Here is a 26,412-nt window from a genome sequence, read left to right on the forward strand (position 1 = left end):
GAGCGCTTCGCGTGACCGACCAGAACACCCCCGAGCTCGACGCAGCAGCAGCACCGAGCGTGGACGGGGGTGAGCCGACGACCACGCGCCCGCGTCGTCGTCGCGCATCGCGCCCCGCGGCCCCGCCCGAGGCGGTGGCGGCCGAGGCCGCCGCGGGGGAGACGGCTCCCGCCGAGGCCCCGCGCGTCGAGATCGCCGCGCCCGAGGTCACCGCGGCCGAGATGCCCGCGGCGGAGAAGCCGGCCAAGGCGCGCCGCACCCGCGCGCCCCGCGCGACGAAGGTCGGCGCGAAGGCCGCCGAGGCGCCCGCCACCGACGCGGCGCCCGAGTCGTCGGACACCGTGTCGTCCGACGCTCCGTCGCCGGACGCTGAGTCGCCGGTCACGCAGCCTGCCGACGCCGACGCACCCGCCCGGCCCGCGCGTCGCCGGCGTGCGGCGACGCGTCCGGTCGCGACGCCCGCGTCCGAGGCGCTCGCTCCCGAGGCGCTCGCTCCCGAGGCGCTCGCTGCCGAGACGCTCGAGGGCGCCGACGAGCTGACGCCCACCGCGGACGACGCGTCCGCCCCTCAGGCCACCGAGAAGACCCCCGAGAACGCCCCCGAGAAGCCGGCCCGTCGTCGCGCGCGCCGCGCCACCACGGCCCCGGAGCCCGTGGTCGAGGAGGCGCCCGAGGTCGTCGAGGAGGAGGACGAGGACGCCGCGGTGGCGCAGGACGTGGCCCCCGCGCCCGCCGACCAGGCCGCGACCGAGCCTGCGAGCGAGGCCGCCGCACCCCTGGCGCCGCGACTGGCGACCACGGCACTGCTGTTCCAGGCACCGGACCTCACGACGTCGCGCCCGCGCCGTCGCCGGGCGACGTCCAGCACGGGCTCGCCCGAGGAGATCTCGCAGGCCGCCCGCCACACCGCCGAGGACGTCCCCGGGGAGAAGGCCGACGCCGCCGGACCCACCGAGGGCGCGCCGGTCGAGGCCGGCGGCGAGGCGCAGGGCGGCGAGCGTCCGAGCCGTCGTCGCGGCCGTCGGGGCCGTGGTGCGCGCACCGACGACACGCAGGACAAGGCTGCGGTCGACGAGACCGTCGCCGAGACGGTTCCCGGCGACGACCTGGCGGGCGGCGGCGGCGACCTCACGGCCGACTCCGCCATCCGGGAGCTGGCGGACGCGACCCCGGACACCGACTCGGGCAACAACTCGGGCAGCAGCACCGACGAGGCCGAGGACGACGGCGCGGAGGGGTCGGCGGCCCAGCGCCGTCGTCGTCGTCGCGGTGGCCGTGGCCGCCGCCGGACCGACTCGGCCGAGCGTGACGACGAGGGCACCGAGACGCCTGGTGACGCCGCGTCGGGCGACGACGAGCCCGAGAGCGACGAGGGCGACGACGAGCAGGGCGACGGCGGCTCGAGCCGTCGTCGGCGCCGTCGTCGGCGCGGTTCGCGCTCGGGCGAGGGCGAGAGCGCTGCGGAGCCGCGTCGCCGCGGTGACGAGGTCACCGCGCTGCGCGGCTCGACCCGCCTGGAGGCCAAGCGTCAGCGCCGCCGCGAGGGCCGCGACGCGGGCCGCCGCCGCCAGATCATCACCGAGGCCGAGTTCCTCGCGCGCCGTGAGTCGGTCGAGCGGTCGATGATCGTGCGGGAGAAGGACGGTCGCACGCAGATCGCAGTGCTCGAGGACGGCGTGCTCGTCGAGCACTACGTCTCGAACCAGGCGCAGGCCTCGATGGTCGGCAACGTGTACCTGGGCCGCGTGCAGAACGTGCTGCCGAGCATGGAGGCGGCGTTCGTCGACGTCGGCAAGGGCCGCAACGCGGTGCTGTACGCGGGCGAGGTGAATTGGGACGCGGCCGGGCTCGAGGGCCAGCCGCGCCGGATCGAGCAGGCGCTGAAGTCCGGCGACTCGGTGCTGGTGCAGGTCACCAAGGACCCGATCGGCCACAAGGGCGCGCGGCTGACCTCGCAGGTCACGCTCGCGGGCCGGTACCTGGTGTACGTGCCCGGTGGTGGCATGACCGGCATCAGCCGCAAGCTGCCCGACACCGAGCGCAACCGTCTCAAGAAGATCCTGCGCGAGGTCGTCCCCGACTCCGCGGGCGTGATCGTGCGTACCGCCGCCGAGGGCGCCAGCGAGGACGAGCTGCGCGCCGACATCGCGCGCCTGCAGGCGCAGTGGGAGGCGATCGAGAAGAAGTCGAAGACCGCGTCCGCGCCCGCGCTCCTGCAGGGCGAGCCGGACATGGCGATCCGCGTGGTCCGCGACATCTTCAACGACGACTTCTCCTCGCTCGTCGTCCAGGGCGGCGACGCCTGGTCGACCATCTCGTCGTACATCGACGAGCTCGCGCCGGACCTCGCCCAGAAGGTGTCGAAGTACACCGGGACGGGGGACGTGTTCGCGGCGCACCGCATCGACGAGCAGCTCACCAAGGGCATGGACCGCAAGGTCTGGCTGCCGTCGGGCGGCTCGCTCGTGATCGACCGCACCGAGGCGATGACGGTCGTCGACGTCAACACCGGGAAGTTCACCGGCTCGGGCGGCACGCTCGAGGAGACCGTCACGCGCAACAACCTCGAGGCGGCCGAGGAGATCGTCCGTCAGCTGAGGCTGCGCGACATCGGCGGCATCATCGTCATCGACTTCATCGACATGGTGCTCGAGTCGAACCGCGACCTGGTGCTGCGCCGGCTCGTGGAGTGCCTGGGCCGGGACCGCACCAAGCACCAGGTGGCCGAGGTGACGTCGCTGGGCCTCGTGCAGATGACCCGCAAGCGCGTCGGCCAGGGCCTCGTCGAGGCGTTCTCCGAGACGTGCGAGCACTGCCACGGGCGCGGCTTCATCGTGCACGACCAGCCCGTCGAGAAGAACCTGCGTCCCGACGCGGGGGCGCCCGCGCCGGCCGCGGCCGACGAGCCCAAGCGCGCGCGGCGCAAGCGCGGCGGGACCAAGGAGGCGGCCCCTGCCGCGGCGCACACGGGCGTACCCGTGCTCCCGCAGGAGCGCTCGGCCGTGAAGGCGACGCTCGCGACCATCGCGGCCGCCGCCGCGCACGCGCACGAGCACGACCACGAGCACCACGACGAGGTCGCACCCGAGCAGGTCGCACCTCAGCCGGACGCTCCTCAGCCGGACGCTCCTCAGCCGGACGCTCCTCAGTCGGTCGCACCCGAGGCAGCCGCGCCTGAGCCCGTCGCGTCCGGGCCCGTCGCGTCCGAGCCTGTCGAGCCCGACGCCGCGGTGCACGAGGTCGCGACGACGGTCGTCGTCGAGACGCCGGCCGACGTCGAGAAGGGCGCCGGCCCCGAGCTCGACGTGCTCGCCGAGCTGTCCTCGCTGCGCAAGGAGCCGGCCCCCGCGGAGCACCTGGAGCTGACCCCCGTCGACCCGTCGGTCTTCGTGACGTTCGACGCCGACGAGGCGCCGGACGACGATGCGACGCGTTGACCACCGCGCGGCGCGTGTGACGTGCGCCGCGTGGTTTGACCCTGCGGCGCAGGGTCCGTAACCTAGATCGACGGTGCGCCGTGTGCGCGCTGGTCATGTGTGCCGCCGATCGACCGACGAGGTCGACGCGGACGCGACTCCCCACCGGACCGGGCCTCCCGGACGCTGCGGGACGCGCGCGGGCGCAGGCCGGCACCTGACACCCTGGACCGAGCAGTTCGACGAGCAGAGATGAGCAGCAACGTGGTGTACGCGATCGTGAAGGCCGGCGGCCGCCAGGAGAAGGTCGCCGTCGGCGACGTCGTCGTCGTCGACCGTCTCGCCGCCGAGGCGGGTTCGACGGTCGAGCTGCCGGCACTCCTGCTCGTCGACGGCGAGAAGGTGACCACCGACGCGGGCGCGCTCGCGAAGGTCAAGGTCACGGCGGAGGTCGTCCGGGACGAGAAGGGCCCGAAGATCGACATCCTCAAGTACAAGAACAAGACCGGCTACCGCAAGCGCCAGGGCCACCGTCAGGCCCTCACGCGCCTGAAGGTCACCGGCATCAAGTGATCTCGCGCCGCGGCACGCCGCGGCTGCAGCGACAGTTCTGAGCAACCCGAGAGCAGGTTCGTCATGGCACACAAGAAGGGCGCGAGCTCCTCGCGCAACGGTCGCGACTCGAACGCCCAGCGCCTGGGCGTGAAGCGCTTCGGTGGCCAGGTCGTCAAGGCCGGCGAGATCATCGTCCGCCAGCGCGGCACCCACTTCCACCCCGGCAACAACGTGGGTCGCGGTGGCGACGACACGCTGTTCGCGCTGGCCGCCGGTGCGGTGCAGTTCGGCACGCGCCGCGGCCGCAAGGTCGTCGACATCGTGGCTGCCGAGGCCTGAGTCCTCTCCACGACTCGTCACGAAGGGGCGCACCGTCTCGGTGCGCCCCTTCGTCGTTCGACCATCGAAGTCCCGCTATCCCAGGAGGTCCGCCGTGGCGACGTTCGTCGACCGCGTGGTGCTGCACGCGACCGGTGGTGACGGCGGGCACGGCTGCGCCTCCATCCACCGTGAGAAGTTCAAGCCGCTCGCCGGCCCTGACGGCGGGAACGGCGGCAACGGCGGCTCGGTGATCCTGCGGGTCGACCCGCAGGTCACCACGCTGCTCGAGTTCCACCACCTGCCGCACCGGCGGGCCTCGTCCGGCACGCAGGGCATGGGTGACCACCGGTCGGGTGCGACGGGGGAGGACCTCGTCCTCGGCGTCCCGGACGGCACGGTGGTCAAGACCCCGGACGGCGACGTGGTCGCCGACCTCGTGGGGGTCGGCGCGGAGTACGTCGTCGCGTCCGGCGGGCGTGGCGGGCTCGGCAACGCGGCGCTCGCGTCGCCGCGCCGCAAGGCACCCGGCTTCGCGCTGCTCGGCGAGCCCGGCGAGAGCGCGGACGTCGTGCTCGAGCTCAAGACGATCGCCGACGTCGCGCTCGTCGGGTACCCGTCGGCGGGCAAGTCGAGCCTCGTCGCCGCGATCTCCGCGGCACGCCCGAAGATCGCGGACTACCCGTTCACCACCCTCGTGCCGAACCTCGGCGTGGTGCAGGCGGGCGACGCGCGCTACACCGTCGCGGACGTGCCGGGGTTGATCCCGGGCGCGTCCGAGGGGCGTGGGCTCGGGCTGGAGTTCCTGCGGCACGTCGAGCGGTGCGCCGTGCTCGTGCACGTGCTCGACTGCGCCACGCTGGAGCCCGGCCGCGACCCGCTGAGCGACCTCGACGTCATCGAGGCCGAGCTCGCGGCGTACGCGGGGGACCTGGAGATCGAGGGTGGCGGCGTGCCGCTCACCCAGCGTCCGCACGTCGTCGTGCTCAACAAGATCGACGTGCCGGAGGCGCGCGAGCTCGCCGAGCTGGTCCGTCCCGAGCTCGAGGCGCGCGGCCTGGGGGTGTTCGAGGTGTCGACGGCCAGCCACGAGGGCCTGCGTCCGCTCACGTTCGCCCTCGCGCAGATCGTCGAGACCGCGCGTCGCGAGGCGCCCGCGCCCGAGGCGACGCGCGTCGTGCTGCGACCGCGTGCCGTCGACGAGGCGGGCTTCACGGTCACCCGGCGCGAGGCCGGCGGTGAGGTGTGGTTCCAGGTGCGGGGCGAGAAGCCCGAGCGCTGGGTGCGTCAGACGGACTTCAACAACGACGAGGCCGTCGGGTACCTCGCGGACCGCCTCGCGCGCCTCGGCGTCGAGGAGCGGCTGTTCGCCGCCGGCGCCGTCGCGGGCGACGAGGTGCGCATCGGGCCCGAGACGAACTCCGTCGTGTTCGACTGGGAGCCCACTCTCGTCACCGGCGCCGAGCTGCTCGGTGCGCGCGGGACGGACCTGCGGCTCGAGGACCACTCCCGTCCGACGCGCGGCGAGAAGCGCGCCGAGTTCAAGGACCGGATGGACGCCAAGGCCGCCGCCCGCGCCGAGCTGCGCTCCGAGCGCGAGCACGGCGTGTGGACCGACCCGGACGCCGACTGACCGGGAGAATGCCCAGGTGACCGCCGCCCCGTTGCACGACCGTGCCGAGATCGCCACGGCCTCGCGGATCGTCGTCAAGGTCGGGTCGTCGTCCCTGACGAGCCCGGACGGGCGCCTCGACCCGGCGCGGCTGCGCGCCCTCGTCGACGTGCTCGCGAAGCGCCGTGCCGAGGGCGGGCAGGTCGTGCTCGTCTCGTCGGGCGCCATCGCCGCGGCCATCGGCCCGCTCGGCCTCGCGGCCCGCCCGCGGGACCTCGCGACGCAGCAGGCGGCCGCCTCCGTGGGGCAGGGGCTGCTGGTGGCGCACTACACCAAGGCGTTCGCGGACCTCGGGCTGCGCGTCGGGCAGGTGCTGCTCACCGCCGACGACACCGTGCGGCGGGTGCACTACCGCAACGCGCACCGCGCGCTCACCCGGCTGCTGGACCTGGGCGTCGTCCCCGTCATCAACGAGAACGACGCGGTCGCGACAGACGAGATCCGGTTCGGTGACAACGACCGCCTCGCGGCGCTCGTCTCGCACCTCGTGCACGCCGACGCGCTCGTGCTGCTGACCGACGTGGACGCCCTGTACACCGCGGCGCCGTCCGCGCCGGGCGCGCGGCGGATCTCGCGCGTCGACACCCCGCGCGACCTCGAGGGGATCGACGTCTCGCGGCGCGGGTCGGCGGTCGGCACGGGCGGGATGGTGACGAAGCTCGAGTCGGTCGCGATCGCGACCGCGTCCGGCATCCCCGTGGTCCTGACCTCGGCCGCGCAGGCCGCGCAGGCGCTCGCGGGCGACGACGTCGGCACGTGGTTCGCGGCGACCGGACGGCGCACGTCGATCCGCCTCCTGTGGCTCGCGCACGCCGCGCGCGTCCGTGGGCGCCTCGTCCTCGACGAGGGTGCGGTCAAGGCGGTCGTCGAGCGACGCACGTCGCTGCTGCCCGCGGGCGTCACCGCCGTCGAGGGCGACTTCGAGGCGGGGGACCCCGTCGAGCTCGTCGCACCCGACGGTCGCGTCGTCGGACGCGGGCTCGTGGCGTTCGGCGCGGACGAGGTGCCGAGCCTGCTGGGACGCTCGACCCGCGACCTGCGCCGCGAGCTCGGTGCGGGCTACGACCGCGAGCTCGTGCACCGCGACGACCTCGTCCTCATGCGCCGCCGCCCGACCTCCTGAGGCCGGAGGTGTCCCGTCCGGACCCCGGCGGACGGGGTCTCACGGGGCGCGCGGGCCTCCGCCCGCTCAGCAGGACGTGCGACAATCGTCAACGCTCGTCCCCCGGGAGGGGGGCGATGGTCAGAGCACCACCACTCGAGCACCGGAGGACTGCCGTGCACGCCGCCTTGATCGCCGCCGCTGGGGAAGCTGCCGAGAAGACGAACGAGCTGCCGTTCCCGCCCGTCGTGTTCGGCATCGGTGCGTTCGTGGGCCTCGTCGCAGCGCTGCTGTTCACCTACGCCTTCCGTCTCGTCGGCACGCGTCACTGATCGCGTGCACGACCGCCCGGTGACGCGACTGGGGGTGATGGGCGGGACGTTCGACCCCGTCCACCACGGCCACCTGGTCGCGGCGAGCGAGGTCGCCGCGAGGTTCGGCCTCGACGAGGTCGTCTTCGTCCCGACGGGCACGCCGTCGTTCAAGCAGGACCAGGACGTCACGCCCGCGGAGCACCGCTACCTGATGACCGTGATCGCGACGGCCTCCAACCCGCGGTTCACGGTCAGCCGGGTGGACATCGACCGCGGCGGTGTGACGTTCACCGTGGACACCCTGCGCGACCTCAAGGCGGCTCGGCCGGATGCCGAGTTGTTCTTCATCACCGGTGCCGACGCTGTCGCCCAGATCCTGACGTGGAAGGATGCGCAGGAGCTGTTCTCGATGGCGCAGTTCGTGGCCGTCACACGCCCGGGGCACACGCTCTCGGTCGAGGGACTGCCGGAGGACCGGGTGCACGTCATGGAGATCCCGGCCCTGGCGATCTCCTCGACCGACGTGCGCGCCCGGGAACGGGCCGGCCAGCCGGTCTGGTACCTCGTCCCCGACGGGGTGGTCCAGTACATCGCGAAGCACCAGCTGTATCGAGGTTTGTCATGACGGAACCAGGAGCACGGCCGCGGCGCCGTGACCTGCACCGGAGCGACGACGCCAGCGTCGGGACGCCCGTGACCCCGCAGGCCCCGCAGGCGTCCGCCACGGGACCGGACGGGGTGCCCGCACCGGGGTCGCGTCGCGCCCGACGTGCGGCGAGCGAGTCGTTCGACGCCCCGGTCCAGCAGCACCCGACCGCCCCCGGCTGGCCCGGCACGGCCAGCGGGTACCCGGCGTCCGGCGGCGCCGAGGCGCCCGCCACGGCGCCGCGTCCGTCCGCGCAGCCCGCGGCTGCCCCGGCGTGGGCGCCCCAGCAGCCGACCGGCCGCACCGCGCCGCGGCCGGCCTCGTCGGCTGCTCCTCAGCCGTCCGCGCGACCCGCGGGCACTGCGATGCCCGCTCCGGGCGCACCCACCGCAGGCCCCGCCGCGGGCCCGTCGGCTCCCGCTCCCGTGGAGCGTCCCCGCCGGTCGTCCGTGCGCGACACGATGCTCGACCCGACGAGCTCGCGCTCGGTCGCCGTCCCGCCGAGCGCGCCGCGGCCCGCCGCGACGCCCGCCCCGGCCCCGGCGCCCGCTCCCGCGTGGGGGACGTCGGGCCAGCCCGGTGCAGCCCGGCCGGGCGCAGCCCAGCCCGGTGCCCAGCCCGCAGCAGCCCAGCGTGGCGCGCAGGCACCCCCGGCGCAGCCCGTCGTCCCCGCGGTGCGCACGTCCGCGTGGACGGGCGGTCGCCCGGAGGCGCCCGCGTCGTCGTACGCGCCTCCCGCCGCCCAGCCGTCCGCCCGTCCCGCCCCGGCGGTCCCGCAGCAGCCGGCCGGTCCAGCGCCGGCGGCCGCGCCGTCGTGGTCGCAGCCCGCGCAGGGCACGGGGTGGGCTCCGACGACCGCTGGCGCGCAGGCGCCGGTGACCCGCCCGGACGGCTCGGTGCCGAGGACCGCGCGCTCGGCGCCCGCGCAGCCCGCCCCGACGCAGCCTGCCCCGACGCACCCTGCCCCGACGCAGCCCGCCCCGACGGGTCCGGCGCCCACCGGCGGGCCGTCGGCACCGGCATCGGGCTTCGGGGTGACGGGTTTCGGCGTGACCGGGCTCGGTGCGGCCGCTGCCGCGTCGGCCCCGGCACCCGCCGCAGCCCCCGCAGCGTCTCCCGCGGCGGCGCCCGGTTCGAGCTGGGCACCCGCGGGAGCCTCGACGGGGTGGACGCCGACGCCGTCGGTGTCGCCCGGCCCGGCGCCCCAGGCCGAGCCCGCGGCGACGCCGTGGGGCCACGACACCCCGTCCGAGTCCGCCGCGGGCCGGCCCTTCGCACCCGTGCCCGGCACCGAGCACGACGCCGTCGAGCCCGACGAGGAGGAGGACGACGAGCGTCCGCGCCACCCCTACACGTGGCTGCACCTCATCGTGCTCGCCGTCGTGGCGTTCGTCCTCGGCTTCCTCATCGTCCTGCTGTACACGAAGGCGAGCGGCGAGGCGACCGCCTCGGGCAGCACCGTGGTCACGGTGTCCGCCGCCCGGGCCGGGCCGAGCGCCTGACCCACCCGAACCTAGGAGACCAGTGGCCGCCACCGAACGTGCCGTCGAGCTCGCCGTCGCCGCCGCCCGCGCGGCGTCCGACCTCAAGGCGCAGGAGATCATCGCGCTCGACGTGAGCGAGCAGCTCGTCCTGACGGACGTGTTCCTCATCGCGTCGGGCACCAACGAGCGGCAGGTCGGCGCGATCGTCGACGCGGTCGAGGAGTCGCTGTTCGCGCTCGGCGCCAAGCCCGTGCGTCGCGAGGGCAAGGCGCAGGGGCGCTGGGTGCTCATCGACTTCGGCGACGTCGTGGTGCACGTGCAGCACGCGGAGGACCGCGTGTACTACGCGCTCGAGCGCCTGTGGAAGGACTGCCCGCTCATCGAGCTGCCCGCCGACGCGCGGGGCGGTGACGGGAGCGAGGCGGACGCGTGACCGTCGGCCGCCTGCTGCTCTGGCGGCACGGCCGCACCGCGTTCAACGCCACCGCCCGGCTCCAGGGCCAGGTGGACATCCCGCTCGACGACGTCGGGCGCTGGCAGGCGCGCACCGCGGCGGCCGCGATGCTCGTGCGGCACACCCCGACGCGCGTCGTGTCCTCCGACCTGGGCCGCGCCCGTGAGACCGCCGACCCGCTCGCGCGCATGACGGGCGTCGAGGTCGAGACCGACGAGCGCGTGCGCGAACGCGCGTTCGGCGAGTGGGAGGGTCTCAGCGGCCCCGAGATCGCCGAGCGCTGGCCGCAGGAGTTCGCGCTGTGGCGGGCGGGCGGTGAACCCGAGCGCGTGGGCGCCGAGACCCGCCTCGAGGTCGCGCAGCGCACGGCGGCGGCGATCGACGAGCACGCCCAGCGCATGACGCGCGAGGAGACCCTCGTGATCGTGTCGCACGGTGCCGCGATCAGCTCCGCGGTCGCCGAGCTCATGGGTCTGCCTGCCGACTGGCGCGCGCTCGCGGGGATGCACAACGCGCACTGGGCGGAGCTCGTGCCGTCGTCGTCGGGTGTCGCGCCCGCCTGGCGGCTCGTCGGCTACAACCTCGGCCCGACGGACGCCTCCGCGGACTGGAACGCCGGCCCGGACCGCACCGACGAGCACGAGGGCGGCTCGACCCGCGACCCCGACTGACGCGTGACGTGCGTCGCACGGGGCGGATTGGCGTCGGGGCCGGTCATCGGCCTAGACTCTCCGAGCGTCCCCACGGGGGCCGACAACAGAACACGGGGCTGTGGCGCAGCTGGTAGCGCACCTGCATGGCATGCAGGGGGTCAGGGGTTCGAGTCCCCTCAGCTCCACCGGATCGAGAGCGGGTCGTCGTCGACGGCCCGCTCTCGTCGTCTCTGGCGCCGGTGTGGTGCGAGCGGGTGGTCGCTGGGGTCCGCCCTCGCGCCGCGAGGACCGGTCAGGCTCCTGGTGGTCCGGCGTGGTCGCTCGGGCCGAGGACGTACCGGCCGGAGCCCACTGCCGCGTGCACCGCGGAGGCGGTCTGCGCGAGCATCCATGGCCCGACGATGCCGTCGACGACCGTGAGGTAGCCGCCCTCGGCATACGTGAACGCTGCTTGGGCCACGACGCGCAGGACCGTCTGGTTCTGCGCGTCGGCCTCGGGCAGGTACGGGGGGACTGCCCCCGAGACGACCCAGTGCCAGACGTCGTCGGTGTGCAGGTGCACCGCACGCGGGTGCGACGCGGCGAGCGCGCGTGCCGTCGTGGACTTCCCGGCCCCGGGCGGGCCAGTGAGGATCCCGACGTCGGCTGCGCCCACGTCGGGATGCTACCGAGCGGTGAGGTGCCGCACCTCGGGCCGGCGGCCTCGTCGCGGTCGGCCGGCGCTCGGCGCGTGCGGGTCGGGAGGAAAGTGCATGATGTGGGGCATGGTGCAGGTCGGGCGGGTGTACGACGAGGGCGACGGGAGCCGTCGCGTCCTCGTGGACCGGCTGTGGCCGCGCGGGATGCGCAAGGACGACCCGCGGATCGACGAGTGGCTGCCGCTGGCCGCGCCGAGCACGGAGCTGCGGCACTGGTACGGCCATCGTGCCGAGGCGTTCGACGAGTTCGCCCGTCGCTACGAGGCGGAGCTCGCGCAGGGCGAGCAGGCGGACGCGTTCGCGCGGCTGGCCGCGCTGGTGGAACACGAGCCGACGACGATGGTGACCGCGACGCGCGAGGTGGAGCTGAGTCACCTCACGGTCCTGGCGCGGCTGCTCGACGAGCGCACGCGCTGACCCGCGATGCCCGGCGCGCGGTGGGTCGCGGACGTCGACCCGCTCCCGGCGGCGACGCCCGGCGAGTCGTCGACGCCCGCTGCGACCTCGGTCCCCGCGACCCAGGAGCCCGTCCCGACGGGACCGGCGGCGACGCCGAGCCTGCCGATCCCGGCGCCCGACGCGACCGCCCCGCCGACGGCCCCGGCGACGGCCCCGCCGACCGCCGTTCCGACGCCGTCCGCATCGCCGTCGCCCGCGGGTACGGGATCTGTGGCGCCGCTGCCGACGACGAGCGAGGTCGCCACCCCGACGCCGACCAGCACCGGGTCGGTCTGGACGACGCCACCGACGGTCACGACGAGCGAGCTGCCGGTCGGGATGCTCGTGCTCGCCCTGCTGGTCCTCGTCGCGGCGAGCGCCGCGATCCTGCTGGCGACGCGTCGCTGGGGTGCGCGGCGGCCGACGACCGCGCCGGCGACGGCGTCCGCCCCGGCGACGGCGTCCGCCGCGACACCGGGCACGACCGTGACGGTCCCGCTGCGGGTCCCGACGTCCACGCTGCTCGTCGGCGGCTCCGCCATCGCGGATGCCGACGAGGACGTCGCCGACCTGCTCGCGGCGACACCGCCCGACGAGGCGCCGGTGGGGCCCGCGGAGGAGCCGGCGACGGCGGACGAGACGGTGCGGTTCTGCCTCCAGCTCGGTGAGGCGATGATCGACGCGACCGCGCCGGTGGTGCAGGTGCAGGACGCGCTCGAGCACGTGGCGCACGCGAACGGGCTGCCGGACGTGGAGGTCGTCGCGCTGCCGACCGCTCTGGTGCTGTCCACGCCGCGCGCGGCGCAGACGCGAACGGTCGCGGTGTCGGCGGGGTACCGCTCGCTGCGGCTCGACCAGGTGCACGCGGTGCTCGAGGTCGCGGACCTGGCGCGCGAGGGGGAGGTCGGGCCGGCGGAGGGCTCGCGCCGGATCGCGGCGGCGTTCGCGAGCGACTCGCCGTACACGGCGTGGCAGCAGGCTCTGGGGTACGTGACCTCGGCCGTGGGGCTCGCGCTCGTGCTCGGCGGGTCACTCACGGACGTGGCGCTCGCGGCGGTGCTGGGTGCGGCGGTCGTCGGGTCCGAGAAGCTCACCGGCGCGTGGGCCGGACCGTACCGGTCGATCGTCGTGCTGCTGTCGGCGTTCGGCGTGTCGACGGTCGTCTTCACGGCGTCGCGCACGGGGCTAGACGTGTCGCTGCTGCCCGCGCTCGTGGCCCCGCTCATCACGTTCCTGCCGGGGGCGCTGCTCACCACGTCGGTGATCGACCTCGCGACGCGGCAGATGATCGCGGGCGCGGCGCGGCTCGCGGCCGGCGTCATGACGCTCGTGCTGCTCGCGCTCGGGATCGTCGGGGGAGCGAACCTCGTCGGCATCCCGGCGTCGGCGGTCGCACCGGGCGGGGAGCAGGCGCTCGGCTGGCCGGGTGCCTGGCTCGGGGTCGTGGTGTACGGGGTGGGCGTGACGATCCGGCACAGCGCGCGGCGGCGCGCGGTGCCGTGGATCCTGCTCGTGCTCGTCGTCGCGTACGCGGGGCAGCTCGTCGGCGGCGCGCTGCTCGGCTCGCAGGTGTCCGGCTTCGTCGGCGCGCTCGCCATGACGCCGGTGGCGCTCGTCGTCGCCCGCCACCCGGACGGTCCGCCCGCGATGGTGAGCTTCCTGCCGGCGTTCTGGCTCCTGGTCCCCGGGGCGCTGGGTCTCGTCGGCGTGACGTCGGTGCTGGGGGAGTCGGCCGGGCAGGGGATCACGGCCGTCGTCACGGCCGCGACGACGATGGTCGCGATCTCGCTGGGGGTGCTCACGGGCCTGGGCGCGGGGTCGTGGGCGCTCGCGAACCGGTGGTGGGTGCGCGAGCGGACGGGCTGAGCCGCCTGGGCCTAACGGGTGAGCGCGGGACGAGCACCTGGTCCGTGAGGGTCGAGGGCGCCACACGTCCGGGTCGTTTGTCCGGACTTCGCGCCCGAAAACCCGACATGCCGGGTAGTGTCCGGCGCGGCCGTCCGCGCGCGGAGGGCCGCACGACCCGACGAACGAAGGAGCAGGCGGATGAGCAGGTGGACCACGGTCGCGACGAACGGGCGCAAGCGGTGGGCGGCGGTGGTCGCGGGTGCGGCGCTCGTGCTCACGACGGCGTTCGCGGCGGCGCCGGCGAACGCGGACACGGCGCAGGCCTACCCGGTCACCATGAAGATCTCGCCGTTCAGCGCGACGAAGCCCGCGAGCGGCTGCAAGGACATCTTCTGGTGGGTCACGGTCTCCGGTCTGAAGTCGGGCACGGTGTACAAGTTCACGTCCTCGGCGAAGCAGGGGACCGCTGACCCGATCACCGGCTCGCTCGTCAGCTACCCGCTGAAGAACGGCAGCAACAAGGTCCGCGGCTACGTCTGCTCGAGCCTCGACAAGTCCGGCCCGTACAAGATCAACGCCGCCGTGCGCGTGGACGGCAAGGTCCAGGGCGCGGCCGAGGCGCGCGGTGCGCTGCGCGTCACGCCGGTGCTCGACCTCAACGGCTACGACACCACCTCGGGCTTCTACGTCTACGGGTACCCGTCTCCTGCCATCGACATGAAGGGCAAGGAGATCCGGATCTACTTCAAGAAGAAGGGCACGAGCACGTTCAAGGTCGTCGGCAAGACGACCGTGAACTCGAGCGGCAAGTGGGGCTTCAAGTCCAAGGCGATCACGCTCGGTCACGTCTACGTCAGCTACGCGGGCTCGGACTACGTGCTCAAGGCGCGGTCCGTGACGCGTGAGATCGTCCCGGCGCGCTCGTCGTCGGCGACCGGCGTGTCGCTCGGCTGACCCGTGTCGCGCCTCGGGCCCGGACCCCTCGTGGGTCCGGGCCCGAGGCCGTTCCGGGGCCCTGCTCACGCCGTGGAACGCGGGCACGGCCCGCACACCCGTGGCCTATGTTGTCCGGGTGACAGCACCACTTCCCGCCCGTGAGAACCGCCGCGGCACCGCCCGTCACGAGGTCCCCGAACCCCTGCGCAACGACGTCCGCGTCCTCGGTGAGTTCCTCGGCCGGGTGCTGCGGGAGTCGGTGGGGGACGGCCTCCTCGTGGACGTCGAGCGGCTCCGCGAGCTCGCGATCGCCGCGCACGACGAGCCCGAGGGCGACGCCCTCGCCCGAGCCGAGGAGCTCGTCGCGGGCTTCACGCTCGAACGTGCCGAGCAGGTCGCCCGCGCGTTCACGTGCTACTTCCACCTCGCCAACACGGCGGAGGAGTACCACCGCGTGCGCGTCCTGCGGGAGCGCGAGGCCCACGCGGACCCGCACACCCTCACGGCCGACGACTCCCTGCCGTCCGCGGTCGCGCAGCTCGCGACCGAGGTCGGCGAGCAGGAGGCACGCCGTCGCCTGGCCGAGGTCGAGTTCCGGCCGGTCCTGACGGCGCACCCCACGGAGGCGCGCCGCCGCGCGGTGTCCCGCTCGATCCGGCGGATCGCGGAGCTGGTCGCCGAGCGTGACGTGCTGTCGACCGGCGGGGTGTCGCTCGCCGAGAACGACCGGCGTCTGCTCGCCGAGATCGACACGCTGTGGCGCACCGCGCCGCTGCGTCAGTCGAAGCCGACCGTGCTCGACGAGGTCCGCACGGTGCTCGGCGTGTTCGAGTCGACCCTGGCCGACGTGCTGCCCGCCGTGTACCGGCGCCTCGACGACTGGCTCCTCGACGGTGACGCGGGCACCACGCCGCCCGTCGTGCGCCCGTTCGCGCGCCTGGGCTCGTGGATCGGCGGCGACCGCGACGGCAACCCGAACGTCACGGCGGAGATCACACGTGCCGCGGCACAGCTCGCCTCGGAGCAGGCGCTGCTGGAGCTCGAGCGGTCCGCGGTCCGCACGGCGGCCGGCCTCACGCTCGACGGCGCGGGCACGCCCGCCTCGTCGGAGCTCAACGCGCTGTGGCAGCGCGAGCGCTCGCTGTCGGAGGCGATCGCGTCCCGCGTCGCGGCCGAGTCGCCCAACGAGCCGCACCGCCGCGCGCTGCTGTTCGTGGCCGAGCGGCTCGCCGCCACGCGCAGCCGCAACGCCGACCTGGCGTACGGCACCTCGGGCGAGCTCGAGGCCGACCTGCTCGTCGTGCAGCGTTCGCTCGTCGACGCCGGCGCGACCCGGCAGGCGTTCGGTGACCTGCAGCGCCTGCTGTGGCAGGTGCAGACGTTCGGCTTCCACCTGGCGGAGCTCGAGCTGCGCCAGCACTCCCAGGTGCACGAGGCCGCACTGGCGGACATCGCGGCCAAGGGCGTCGACGGTGACCTGGAGCCGCGCACGGTCGAGGTGCTCGACACGTTCCGGACCATCGGCACGGTGCAGAAGCGGTTCGGGCCGGACGCGGCGCGCCGCTACATCGTGTCCTTCACGCAGAAGCCCGAGCACCTGGCGGCGGTCTACGAGCTCGCCGAGCTCGCGTACGGGGGCGCGGAGAACGTGCCCGTGATCGACGCGGTGCCGCTGTTCGAGACGTTCGCGGACCTGCAGGCGAGCGTCGGCATCCTGGAGAAGGCGCTCGAGCTGCCGCAGGTGCGCAAGCGCCTCGCGGAGAACGGCCGACGGGTCGAGGTCATGCTCGGCTACTCCGACTCGTCGAAGGACGTCGGCCCGCTCTCGGCGACGCTCGCGCTCGACGACGCGCAGCGTCGCATCGCGCAGTGGGCACGGGACAACGACATCCAGCTGACCCTCTTCCACGGGCGCGGCGGGGCGCTCGGCCGCGGTGGCGGTCCCGCGAACCGTGCGGTGCTCGCGCAGCCCCCGGGCTCGGTCGACGGTCGGTTCAAGCTGACCGAGCAGGGCGAGGTCATCTTCGCCCGCTACGGCGACCCGCACATCGCCGCGCGGCACATCGAGCAGGTCGTCGCGGCGACGCTGCTGCAGGGCGCGCCGAGCGTGGAGCGACGCAACGCCGAGGCCGCCGACCGGTTCCGGCCGCTCGCGGACCGGCTCGACGTCGCCTCGCGCTCGCACTTCCACGCGCTCGTCAAGGCCGAGGGCTTCCCGCAGTGGTTCGCCCAGGTCACGCCGCTCGAGGAGATCGGTCTGCTGCCGATCGGCTCGCGCCCGGCGCGCCGCGGCCTGTCGGTGTCGTCGCTCGACGACCTGCGGGCGATCCCGTGGGTGTTCTCCTGGTCCCAGGCGCGCATCAACCTGGCCGGCTGGTACGGCCTGGGCACGGCGCTCGAGTCGGTCGACGACCTCGCCGAGCTGCGCTCCGCGTACGAGCAGTGGCCGCTGTTCGCGACCATCATCGACAACGTCGAGATGTCGCTCGCGAAGACCGACGAGCGGATCGCGGCGCGCTACCTCGCGCTCGGCGACCGCGAGGACCTCGCGCAGCTCGTGCTCGACGAGATGGTGCGCACGCGGCACTGGGTGCTCGCGATCACGGACTCGGACGCGATCCTGTCCCGCCGTCGGATCCTCGGCCGCGCGGTCCAGCTGCGTAGCCCGTACGTCGACGCGCTGTCGCTCCTGCAGCTGCGCGCGCTGCGGGGGCTGCGCACGGGCGACGCGCCCGAGCGCACCGAGGACCTGCAGCGCCTGCTGCTGCTGAGCGTCAACGGCGTGGCCGCGGGCGTCCAGAACACCGGCTGACGCGCACGCACCCGGACACACGACGAGGGCTCCCCGGCAGTGCCGGTGGAGCCCTCGTCGTCGTGCGGGCCGTCGTCGTGCGTGCGGCGTCGTCCCTCAGCGCGGCAGCGAGACCACCGCCGGCAGCGGGCGTCCCGTCGCGAGCGCGTCGAGCACCAGCCGCTCGTGCGGGACGACGTCCGGCAGCGCGGTGAGCGGGTACCAGCCCATCGCGGCGCTCTTGTCCGGCTCCTGGAGCGTGGGCTCGCCGTGCCACGACCGCGCGAGGAAGAACGCGTCGAGGCGCTGCTCGACCGCCGGCCCGCCGCGCTCGAACCGGTGCAGCGCGGTGAGTGGCTCGAGCGCGTCGGGGTCGACCCGGACGCCGCCCTCCTCGAGCGCCTCGCGCACCGCGGCCTCGTGCACCGACTCGCCGGGGTCGACGTGCCCCGCGAGCACGCCCCAGCGGCCGTCCATGTAGCCGGTGCCCTGCCGCAGCTGCAGCAGGACCTCGTCGCCTCGTCGCAGCACGACGTAGGCGGCGGCGACGAGCAGGCTGCGGTGGCCCAGGTGGTCGTCGGGACGGTAGTGCTCGGGTGTGGTCACCCGGCGATCATCCCCGACGCAGGGCAAACCACGAGCCCGCTCACCAGGACGGCGAGGCGACGACGAGCGTCGCGTGGGTCGCGACGTGACGCACGGTCCGCCCCGCGGTGAGCCAGCCCTCGACGACGGTCGTCAGCACGTCGGCGAGGTCGCCGTCGAGCCGGGTGACGAAGTGCTCGGGCGTGACGTCCACGCGCCGGTGTGCGGCGTCGACCGCCGCGGTCACGGCCGACATGTGGTCGCCCTGGCGTCCGGGCGCACCGTCGTCGAGCGGGTACAGCGACCAGTGCGCGGCGGTCGGCATGCCGCAGCGGGGCAGGACGGGGACGGGCGGGGTGGCGAGCACGACGTCGTCGGGCAGGTCGCACGCGACCTCGCCGGGGCAGCCGCGCGACAGGTGCACGTGGGCGACCAGGTGCCCGCCCGCCTCGGCGGCGGCGCGCAGCGCGTCGAACAGGTACCGCACGACCGCGTCCTCGGTGCCGCGCACGAACGTCGTGACGTCGTCGGTGGTGACCTCGACGTCGTCGGCCTGCGCGGCGTCGAGCGCGTCGACGATGACGTCGACGAAGTCGTCGCGGTGCGGGTGGAGCGAGAACCGGGCCCCGATGCCCAGCTCGGTGGGTGTCGGACCGGGCCGCCGGTCGGTCGGTGCTGTCGTGAGCGTGCGCGTGTCGTGCGTCATCCGTGTGCCCCCTAGTCGTCGCGGTCGAGGCGCCCGACGACGGCTCGCGCCGGCCGCGGCACGCCCCGCGGGCACGACCCTAGCGACCTGCCCGGAATGCCCGGGATGTCCGTCCCGCGAGGTGGACGGGCGTGTCGCGGTCGGATGCATGCCCGGGCCGTTGCCGAATCGAGATCGCGATGTTACTCACCGGTAAGACGGCGGTTACCCACGTCATACCTGTGTGCTACACAAGCCCTCACCACGTACTGCGCCGGCCTCCAGCCGGCCCCCACGGAAGAGGTGACGGATGACCTCCGCACGCAACCGCCGTCGCGTTCTCGCGACGGCCGCAGGCCTCACGGTCGCAGCGCTCGTGCTCACGGCCTGCTCGGGTAAGGACGACTCCGCCGACGGCGGCCCGACCGGCGGGGGCGGGGGCACGCTGACGATCGGGACGACGGACAAGGTCACGACGCTCGACCCGGCCGGCTCGTACGACAACGGCTCGTTCGCCGTCATGAACCAGGTGTTCCCGTTCCTGCTGAACACGCCGTACGGCAGCCCCGACGTCGAGCCCGACATCGCCGCGTCCGCGGAGTTCACCGCACCCACCGAGTACACCGTCACGCTCAAGCCCGGCCTGAAGTGGGCCAACGGGAACGACCTGACCTCGTCGGACGTCAAGTTCACGTTCGACCGTCAGCTCACGATCGCCGACGAGAACGGTCCCTCGTCGCTGCTCTACAACCTCGAGAGCGTCGAGGCCAAGGACGACACCACGGTCGTGTTCCACCTCAAGAGCGAGAACGACCAGGTCTTCCCGCAGATCCTGTCGAGCCCCGCGGGCCCGATCGTCGACGAGGAGGTCTTCGCGGCCGACGCGCTGACCCCGGACGCCGACATCGTCAAGGGCAACGCGTTCGCGGGCCAGTACGTCATCACGAGCTACGACTTCAACAACCTCGTCTCGTACGAGGCGTACGCGGACTACCAGGGCGTCCTGGGTGCGGCGAAGACGAAGGAGGTCAACGTCAAGTACTACGCGGACTCCTCCAACCTCAAGCTCGACATCCAGCAGGGCAACATCGACGTCGCGTTCCGCAGCCTCACCGCGACCGACATCGAGGACCTGCGCGGGAACGACGCCGTCCAGGTCGTCGACGGCCCCGGTGGCGAGATCCGCTACATCACGTTCAACTTCGACACGCAGCCGTACGGCGCCAAGACGCCCGAGGCCGACCCGGCCAAGGCGCTCGCGGTGCGCCAGGCCGTGGCGGACCTCATCGACCGGGACGCGATCTCGGAGCAGGTCTACAAGGGCACCTACACGCCGCTGTACTCCTACGTCCCGGCAGGTCTGACGGGCGCGACCGAGTCGCTCAAGGGGCTGTACGGCGACGGCTCGGGCGGCGCGGACGCCGCGAAGGCCAAGGAGCGCCTCGCGGCCGCGGGGGTCACGACGCCCGTGAAGCTCGGCCTGCAGTACTCGAACGACCACTACGGCCCGTCGTCGGCGGACGAGTACGCGATGATCAAGGACCAGCTCGAGGCGGACGGCCTGTTCTCGGTCGACCTGCAGACCACGGAGTGGGTGCAGTACTCGAAGGACCGCACCGCCGACGTCTACCCGGCGTACCAGCTCGGCTGGTTCCCGGACTACTCGGACGCGGACAACTACCTCACGCCGTTCTTCCTGACGGAGAACTTCCTGGCGAACCACTACGCGAACCAGGAGGTCAACGACCTCATCCTGCAGCAGGCGGTGACCACGGACCCCGCCGAGCGCACCTCCGTGATCGAGAAGATCCAGGACGAGGTCGCGGCGGACCTGTCGACGGTGCCGTACCTGCAGGGCGCGCAGGTCGCGGTCGTCGGCAAGGACGTGCAGGGCACGCAGGACACGCTCGACGCGTCGTTCAAGTTCCGCTACGGCGCACTCTCCAAGTGACCCGACGACGGCCCGCCCCGCAGCTCGCGGGGCGGGCCGTCGCCCGTCACGCACCTCCGACGCCGAACCGGGACGACCCATGACGACCCTGACCACCGACGACACGGCGAGCGCCGCACCGGCGGCGACCACGCCCGGGCGACGACGCCCGGGCGGTGGCCTCGGCCGCTACCTGCTGGTGCGCTTCCTGCTGATCTTCCCGACGATCCTCATCCTCGTGACGACCGTGTTCGTCATGATGCGCGCGACCGGCGACCCGATCACCGCGGCCCTCGGCGGCCGCCTGACGGCCGACCAGCTCGCCGAGCGCATCCACGACGCGGGGTACGACCGGCCGATCGTCGTGCAGTACCTCGAGTACCTCGACGGCATCCTGCGGGGCGACTTCGGCACGACGATCTCCGACAACCGGCCCGTGACCGAGGTCCTCCTGACGTACGGCGCGGCGACGCTCGAGCTCGCGGTCTACGCGCTCGTCGTCGCGTTCGCGGTCGGCATCCCGCTCGGTCGGCTGGCCGCCGCGCGCCGCGACACGGGTGCGGACGCGACGCTGCGGGTGTCCGCGGTGCTCGTGTACGCCACGCCGGTGTTCTTCGCGGGGATGCTCCTCAAGCTCGTGTTCTCGGTCTGGCTCGGGTGGTTGCCCGTGGCCGGCCGGGCGTCCACGGGCGCCGAGATCCAGATGCAGCGCACCGGAGCGGACACGGGGATCTACCTCGTCGACGCCATCAGCACGGGCGACGGCGCGGTCGTCGCGGACGTGCTCGAGCACGCGGTGCTGCCCGCGATCGCGCTGGGCCTGCTCACCGCGGGGGTGTTCCTGCGCCTGGTGCGCACCAACGTCATCGGGACGCTGACCACCGGGTACGTCGAGGCCGCGCGCTCGCGCGGCGTCTCCGAGCGGCGCCTGCTGCGCAAGCACGCGTGGCGCCCCGCGCTCGTCCCCATCATCACGGTCATCGGCCTGCAGATCGCGCTCCTGCTCGCGGGCGCGGTGCTCACCGAGACGACCTTCGAGTGGAAGGGGCTGGGCTTCCAGCTCGTCCAGTACCTGCTCGCGCGCGACTTCGTGGCGGTGCAGGGCATGGTCGCGATGCTCGCCGTGATCGTCGCGCTGACCAACTTCGTCGTCGACGTGATCGCGGCGCTCGTCGACCCCCGGGTGAGGTACTGACATGGCGACCGAGTCCCCTGTGCCCACCCCGGTGCCCACCCCCGTCGGGGCCGTCGCGACGCCCGAGCACACGTCACGCTGGAAGCGTCTGCCGGTGGTGCACCAGCTGCGCACGAGCGTCGGCCTGCAGCGCGGAATGCTCGTCGCGGGCCTGGTGCTGTGCGTGGTGTTCCTGGTCGTCGCGCTTCTCGCACCCGTGCTCGCGCCGTACGGGTGGGCGCAGCTGCGCGCCGACGGCGAGTTGTTCGGCGCGCACGTCGAGCCGAACGCCGACCACCTGCTCGGCACGACGGTCGCCGGCTACGACGTGCTGTCGCGCGTCGTGTGGGGCGCCCGCACCGCGCTGTACACGATCGTGATCGGCGTCGCGGCGTCCATCGTCATCGGCGTGGTGCTCGGCCTGGTGTCCGGGTACTTCGGCGGGTGGCTGGACCGCGTGCTCGTCGTCGTGTCCGACGCGATCTACGCGTTCCCGTCGCTGCTGCTCGCGATCCTCGCGGCCATCGTCATCAGCGGCGGGCAGTCGTCCATGTGGGGCGGTGTGATCGCGACCGCCGTGTCCATCACCGTGGTGTTCATCCCGCAGTACTTCCGCGTGGTGCGCGCGGAGGTGGTGCGCGTCAAGGGCGAGGCGTTCGTCGAGTCGGCGCGCGTCGTCGGCTCGGGACACGTGCGGATCATGACGCGGCACGTGCTGCGCAACGCGGTCCGCACCCTTCCGCTGATCGTCACGCTCAACGCGTGCGAGGCCGTGCTGACCCTCGCGGGCCTCGGCTTCCTGGGGTTCGGCATCGAGCCGACCGCCGCGGGGGACTGGGGCTACGACCTGCACAAGGCGCTCGCGGACGTGACGAGCGGCATCTGGTGGACGGCGATCCCGCCGGGTGTCGCGATCGTGCTCACCGCGCTCGGCGTGACGCTCGTCGGGGAGTCGCTCAACGACCTCGCCGACCCGCGCCTGCGCACGCGCCGCCGCAAGGCCCTCGTCGCGGGCGAGGTCGGCCAGACCGTCGCCGTGCCCGGCGGCGTGCTCGCGGCCGGTCCGGAGGGTGTCGGCGGCCTCGACGCGCTCGAGGGCCCGCCGCCCGACGTCGTCCCCGAGCCCGAGGACGGCCCCGCCGAGGAGCCCGCCGAGGAGAAGGACCGATGAGCACACCCGTCGTCGACATCCGCGACCTGCGGATCACGTTCGACACCGACGCCGGACCCGTCGAGGCCGTGCGGGGCGTGAGTCTGCAGGTCGCGCCCGGCGAGGTGCTGGCGGTCGTGGGGGAGTCCGGCTCGGGCAAGACCGTGACGGCCCGCACGATCCTCGGGCTGCTGCCGCGCACGGCACGCACGCAGGGCGCGGTCCTGCTCTCGGGCCGCGGCGGCGGCGGGGCGCGCGACGTCACCACCGCGTCGCCCGCCGAGCTGCGTCGGCTGCGCGGGCAGGACGCCGCGATGGTGTTCCAGGAGCCCTCGTCGGTGCTCAACCCCGTCTACCCGGTCGGCTGGCAGATCGCCGAGGGGCTGCGCTCGCACACGCGCATGTCCCGCGCCGCAGCGCGCGAGCGGGCGGTCGACGTGCTGCGGCGTGTCGGCATCCCGGACCCGGAGCACCGCGTCGACCACTACCCGCACCAGTTCTCCGGCGGGCAGAAGCAGCGCATCGTCATCGCGCAGGCGCTGGTCCTGAACCCGGGTCTGGTGATCGCCGACGAGCCCACGACCGCGCTCGACGTCACGGTGCAGGCCGAGATCCTCGACCTGCTGCGGATCCTGCCGCGCGAGTTCGGCGCGGCGATCGTGCTCATCACGCACAACATGGGCGTGGTCGCCGACCTCGCCGACCGCGTCGCGGTGATGTACGACGGCGAGATCGTCGAGCAGGCCGACGCGCGCACGCTGTTCACCTCGCCCCAGCACCCGTACACGCGCCGGCTCCTGGACTCGGTGCCGCGGGTCGGCGGGCCGTCGCTGCGGGCGCGCCCCGAGCCCACGCTCACGTCGCACCCGGCGGACGCGGGGGCGGCGGCGGGAGCGGTGGCAGGGGCGGTGGTCCGCGCACGCGCGCTCGAGGTGACGTACCCGGGCCGGCTGCGTCGCCCGGGGTTCCGTGCCGTCGACGGCGTGGACCTGCACATCGGGGCCGGTGAGGTGCTCGGCCTGGTGGGCGAGTCCGGTTCCGGCAAGACGACGATCGGGCGCGCGATCGCCGGCCTGACGCACGTCACGGGCGGCTCGCTCGAGGTGCTGGGCGTCGAGATGAACGGCGTGCGCGAGCGCCGGTTCCGCCCGGTGCGCAAGCGCATCGGGTTCGTCTTCCAGGACCCGGCGACGAGCTTCAACCCGCTGCTCACGATCGCGCAGTGCGTCGCCGAGCCGCTCGTCGTGCACGGTGTCGCGACGTCGCCGCAGGCGGCGCGCGGCCGGGTCGACGAGCTGCTCGAGGCCGTGCAGCTGCCGCGCGCGTTCGGTGACCGGTTCCCGCACGAGCTGTCGGGCGGGCAGCGCCAGCGTGCGTCGCTGGCTCGTGCGCTCGCGCTCGACCCGGAGCTGCTGATCGCGGACGAGCCGACGTCCGCGCTGGACGTCTCGGTGCAGGCGCGCGTGCTGGACCTGTTCGCGCGGTTGCAGGCCGAGCTCGGGTTCGCGTGCCTGTTCATCAGCCACGACCTCGCGGTGGTCGACCTGCTGGCGGACCGCATCGCGGTGCTGCACCGCGGGTCGCTCGTCGAGGAGGGCACGGGCGCCCAGGTGCTGGGCGACCCGCAGCATCCCTACACGCAGCGCCTGCTGGCGTCGCTGCCGGTGCCGGACCCGGTCGAGCAGGCCGAGCGCCGGGCGCGGTGGCAGGAGCTGCGCACGCCGTGAGCGGACGAGGGGCGGGGTGCCGGACCGCGGTGCCCGGCCCCTCGTCGACCGTCGCCCGGGCGGTCAGGCCACGGACTCCACGAGCCCGACGACCTCGCGCAGCACGGCCGTGTCCTGGGTCGTCCAGCCGGGCGGCGGGGCGATCGCCGACCAGCCGTCGGCGTACTCCGTGTGGTAGTTGTGCCCGTGGCCGGCGGGTGCCGACCCCGCGACGAACAGGTCGATCGTCGTCTGCCAGAACGTGATGATCGGCACCCAGCGGGTCGAGGGGAGCACGTCCGAGCCGCGAGGCTCGCTCAACCGGTCCGGCTTGTTGAGGACGAGGCGCGGAGACCACCAGGTCACGCCGTCCGACGCGTGCTGGTCGTACACGACGCGCGGACGCTCCCAGTCGTCCCCGAGCGCCCACAGCTGGCGGTCCGAGCCGTCGGCGGGCCGGTTGGCCCACCGCACGGTCCGGCCGTCGTCGAGCACGGGCGTGATCTCGGGCGAGCCGGGGTCGCGGTCCGCGGTGAGCTCGCCCCACAGCGGCGTGAAGCCGGGCGTGCCGACCCACAGGGCGCCGTCCGTGCGGGCGACGACGTCCTGCACCGACGAGAAGGCGCCCTGGGAGCCGTACGACCCGAGCGAGATGCCGGCGGCGTACAGCAGCGGCCGGTCGTCCTCGGGGAGCTGCGACCAACGGTCGTACACGGCCTCGAACAGCGCCTTGCCGGCCGCGGGCGGCGTCGAGCGGTCGCCGACGAAGCTGATCCACGACGGCAGGTAGGAGTACTGCATCGACGCGATCGCCGTGTCACCGCCCCACAGCAGCTCGAGGGAGTCCGACATCGACGGGTCGACCCATCCGGTGCCGGTGGCGGTCACGACGGCGAGCACCGAGCGGTCCCACGCGTGGGTGCGGTCCAGCTCGGCGACGACGAGCTGCGCGACCTCGTCGAGCGAGTCTCCCGCGGACAGCCCGGCGTAGACGCGGATGGGGTCCTGCAGCGGCTCGGTCCTCCCCGTGCGGGCCGCGACCTCCTCGAAGTGGGCGGCCGGGCGTCCGCCGGCGACGAAGGTGCGCCCCTGCAGCCCGAGGTCGTCCCACGCGGACGACGACTCGGGCGACCCGCTGCGCAGCGGGTCGCCGGGTTGCACCACGCCCGGCGCGGTCCCGCTGTCGAGCGTCGAGTAGACGCCGTTGAGCGCCGCGAGGCCGCCCCGCACCACCGTGCCGTCGAGCACCACGACCGTGAGCCACGCGACCAGCGCCACCGCCACGAGGCGGGTGACGGGGACCGGTACCCACCGGCCCAGCACGCGGCCGACGAGCCCGCCCACCCAGCGTGTGACGCGCCGCAGCCCGCGCCCGACCTGGAGCAGCAGCACGGCGAGGACGAGCGCGAGCGTCACGACGACGAAGGGGTGCGACGACTCCGCGGGCGGCTCGCCGAACAGCCCGCGCAGCTCGTCCTGCCACGTGCGGTTCCACCACAGCGCCGCGGGGACCGCGACGAGCGTCGCGGCGAGCAGGACGCGTCGGAACCAGCGGCTCACGCGGCGTGACCACGGCACCCCGGCGCGGCGCACCACCCAGGCGAGCAGCGCGCCGAGCCCGTACCCGATCGCCGCGCAGATGCCCGCGACCGCGCCCTGGTAGAACGCGGCGCGGGGGAGCAGCGCCGGACCCAGCGAGATCGTGAAGAACACGAGCGCCCCGGCCAGACCGGGGCCGGACAGCCGGCGGGGCCAGCGCGCGAACGCGTCGAGGACGCGACGTCCGAGCGTGGGTCGGTGGGGCGTGGCACCGGGGCGCTGGACCGTCATGGCGTCCTCCGAGGTCGCATCGCGGCG

The 26,412-nt window shown here is 74.1% G+C and carries 22 protein-coding genes and 1 tRNA gene; 19 read left to right on the plus strand and 4 right to left on the minus strand.

Annotation, left to right across the window (positions count from 1 at the left end):
• The first annotated feature begins 11 nt into the window (after window positions 1–11).
• From ACT17Q_RS06045 to ACT17Q_RS06095, 11 genes are all read left to right on the plus strand, one after another.
• The gene (locus ACT17Q_RS06045; protein ID WP_444665110.1) at window positions 12–3,437 is read left to right on the plus strand and encodes an Rne/Rng family ribonuclease; all 3,426 of its coding nucleotides are present in this window, start codon (window positions 12–14) and stop codon (window positions 3,435–3,437) included.
• Window positions 3,438–3,680: 243 nt separating this feature from the next.
• A complete protein-coding gene (gene rplU, locus ACT17Q_RS06050) occupies window positions 3,681–3,989 on the plus strand; it encodes a 50S ribosomal protein L21 (RefSeq protein WP_174773827.1) in 309 nt (102 codons plus the stop codon).
• Window positions 3,990–4,052: 63 nt separating this feature from the next.
• A complete protein-coding gene (rpmA, locus tag ACT17Q_RS06055) occupies window positions 4,053–4,310 on the plus strand; it encodes a 50S ribosomal protein L27 (RefSeq protein ID WP_094180429.1) in 258 nt (85 codons plus the stop codon).
• Between the two features lie 94 nt (window positions 4,311–4,404).
• On the plus strand, window positions 4,405–5,922 hold the full coding sequence (gene obgE, locus ACT17Q_RS06060; protein WP_444665111.1) for a GTPase ObgE: 1,518 nt from the start codon (window positions 4,405–4,407) through the stop codon (window positions 5,920–5,922).
• Between the two features lie 16 nt (window positions 5,923–5,938).
• Window positions 5,939–7,084, plus strand: a complete 1,146-nt coding sequence (gene proB, locus ACT17Q_RS06065) for a glutamate 5-kinase (RefSeq protein WP_444665112.1) — start codon at window positions 5,939–5,941, stop codon at window positions 7,082–7,084.
• A 155-nt stretch (window positions 7,085–7,239) separates the two neighbouring features.
• Window positions 7,240–7,395: a hypothetical protein gene (locus tag ACT17Q_RS06070; protein WP_166771978.1), complete on the plus strand. Its 156-nt coding sequence runs from the start codon at window positions 7,240–7,242 to the stop codon at window positions 7,393–7,395.
• 37 nt (window positions 7,396–7,432) lie between these two features.
• Window positions 7,433–8,002, plus strand: a complete 570-nt coding sequence (gene nadD, locus ACT17Q_RS06075) for a nicotinate-nucleotide adenylyltransferase (RefSeq protein WP_232514765.1) — start codon at window positions 7,433–7,435, stop codon at window positions 8,000–8,002.
• A 68-nt stretch (window positions 8,003–8,070) separates the two neighbouring features.
• On the plus strand, window positions 8,071–9,525 hold the full coding sequence (locus tag ACT17Q_RS06080) for a hypothetical protein (RefSeq protein ID WP_444665113.1): 1,455 nt from the start codon (window positions 8,071–8,073) through the stop codon (window positions 9,523–9,525).
• 22 nt (window positions 9,526–9,547) lie between these two features.
• Window positions 9,548–9,940 carry a ribosome silencing factor gene (gene rsfS / locus ACT17Q_RS06085; RefSeq protein ID WP_444665114.1) on the plus strand — a complete coding sequence of 131 codons (393 nt, stop codon included), beginning with the start codon at window positions 9,548–9,550 and terminating at the stop codon, window positions 9,938–9,940.
• A complete protein-coding gene (locus ACT17Q_RS06090) occupies window positions 9,937–10,632 on the plus strand; it encodes a histidine phosphatase family protein (protein ID WP_444665115.1) in 696 nt (231 codons plus the stop codon). The genes rsfS and ACT17Q_RS06090 overlap by 4 nt, the downstream gene beginning before the upstream one ends.
• A gap of 94 nt (window positions 10,633–10,726) precedes the next feature.
• A tRNA-Ala gene (locus tag ACT17Q_RS06095) sits at window positions 10,727–10,799 on the plus strand.
• 107 nt (window positions 10,800–10,906) lie between these two features.
• On the opposite strand, the gene ACT17Q_RS06100 is transcribed toward ACT17Q_RS06095, so the two are convergent.
• Window positions 10,907–11,269 (minus strand): AAA family ATPase, encoded by a 363-nt coding sequence (locus tag ACT17Q_RS06100; protein ID WP_444665116.1) that lies wholly within the window; start codon window positions 11,267–11,269, stop codon window positions 10,907–10,909.
• Window positions 11,270–11,378: 109 nt separating this feature from the next.
• Between ACT17Q_RS06100 and ACT17Q_RS06105 the strand changes: the two genes are divergently transcribed.
• The 4 genes from ACT17Q_RS06105 (at window position 11,379) to ACT17Q_RS06120 (ending at window position 17,346) form a co-directional block, all read left to right on the plus strand.
• Window positions 11,379–11,729 carry a DUF488 domain-containing protein gene (locus ACT17Q_RS06105; RefSeq protein ID WP_166771980.1) on the plus strand — a complete coding sequence of 117 codons (351 nt, stop codon included), beginning with the start codon at window positions 11,379–11,381 and terminating at the stop codon, window positions 11,727–11,729.
• 6 nt (window positions 11,730–11,735) lie between these two features.
• Complete coding sequence (locus tag ACT17Q_RS06110; protein ID WP_444665117.1) at window positions 11,736–13,616, plus strand: threonine/serine ThrE exporter family protein; 1,881 nt, start codon at window positions 11,736–11,738, stop codon at window positions 13,614–13,616.
• 180 nt (window positions 13,617–13,796) lie between these two features.
• Entirely contained in the window at window positions 13,797–14,552 is a 756-nt protein-coding gene (locus ACT17Q_RS06115) for a hypothetical protein (RefSeq protein WP_094180393.1), read from the plus strand.
• A 118-nt stretch (window positions 14,553–14,670) separates the two neighbouring features.
• A complete protein-coding gene (locus ACT17Q_RS06120; protein WP_244937667.1) occupies window positions 14,671–17,346 on the plus strand; it encodes a phosphoenolpyruvate carboxylase in 2,676 nt (891 codons plus the stop codon).
• A gap of 96 nt (window positions 17,347–17,442) precedes the next feature.
• Here the strand turns inward: ACT17Q_RS06120 and ACT17Q_RS06125 are convergent, their stop codons facing one another.
• On the minus strand, window positions 17,443–17,931 hold the full coding sequence (locus ACT17Q_RS06125; protein WP_094180391.1) for an NUDIX hydrolase: 489 nt from the start codon (window positions 17,929–17,931) through the stop codon (window positions 17,443–17,445).
• 40 nt (window positions 17,932–17,971) lie between these two features.
• On the minus strand, window positions 17,972–18,616 hold the full coding sequence (locus tag ACT17Q_RS06130) for a YkoF family thiamine/hydroxymethylpyrimidine-binding protein (RefSeq protein ID WP_166771981.1): 645 nt from the start codon (window positions 18,614–18,616) through the stop codon (window positions 17,972–17,974).
• A gap of 289 nt (window positions 18,617–18,905) precedes the next feature.
• Here ACT17Q_RS06130 and ACT17Q_RS06135 point away from each other — a divergent pair, with 289 nt between their 5' ends.
• The 4 genes from ACT17Q_RS06135 to ACT17Q_RS06150 all read left to right on the plus strand — a co-directional run bounded on the left by ACT17Q_RS06135 (window position 18,906) and on the right by ACT17Q_RS06150 (window position 24,576).
• Window positions 18,906–20,546: an ABC transporter substrate-binding protein gene (locus ACT17Q_RS06135; RefSeq protein WP_444665118.1), complete on the plus strand. Its 1,641-nt coding sequence runs from the start codon at window positions 18,906–18,908 to the stop codon at window positions 20,544–20,546.
• A 79-nt stretch (window positions 20,547–20,625) separates the two neighbouring features.
• Entirely contained in the window at window positions 20,626–21,720 is a 1,095-nt protein-coding gene (locus tag ACT17Q_RS06140; RefSeq protein WP_444665119.1) for an ABC transporter permease, read from the plus strand.
• A gap of 1 nt (window position 21,721) precedes the next feature.
• Window positions 21,722–22,870, plus strand: a complete 1,149-nt coding sequence (locus tag ACT17Q_RS06145; RefSeq protein WP_444665120.1) for an ABC transporter permease — start codon at window positions 21,722–21,724, stop codon at window positions 22,868–22,870.
• Window positions 22,867–24,576 (plus strand): ABC transporter ATP-binding protein, encoded by a 1,710-nt coding sequence (locus ACT17Q_RS06150; RefSeq protein ID WP_268530937.1) that lies wholly within the window; start codon window positions 22,867–22,869, stop codon window positions 24,574–24,576. Before ACT17Q_RS06145 ends, ACT17Q_RS06150 begins: the two co-directional genes overlap by 4 nt.
• A gap of 63 nt (window positions 24,577–24,639) precedes the next feature.
• Here the strand turns inward: ACT17Q_RS06150 and ACT17Q_RS06155 are convergent, their stop codons facing one another.
• Entirely contained in the window at window positions 24,640–26,385 is a 1,746-nt protein-coding gene (locus ACT17Q_RS06155; protein WP_444665121.1) for an alpha/beta hydrolase, read from the minus strand.
• Between the last annotated feature and the right edge of the window lie 27 nt (window positions 26,386–26,412).

The sequence above is a fragment of the Cellulomonas sp. CW35 genome (genome assembly GCF_052378485.1).
In the GTDB taxonomy this organism is placed as follows: Bacteria; Actinomycetota; Actinomycetes; order Actinomycetales; family Cellulomonadaceae; genus Cellulomonas; species Cellulomonas uda.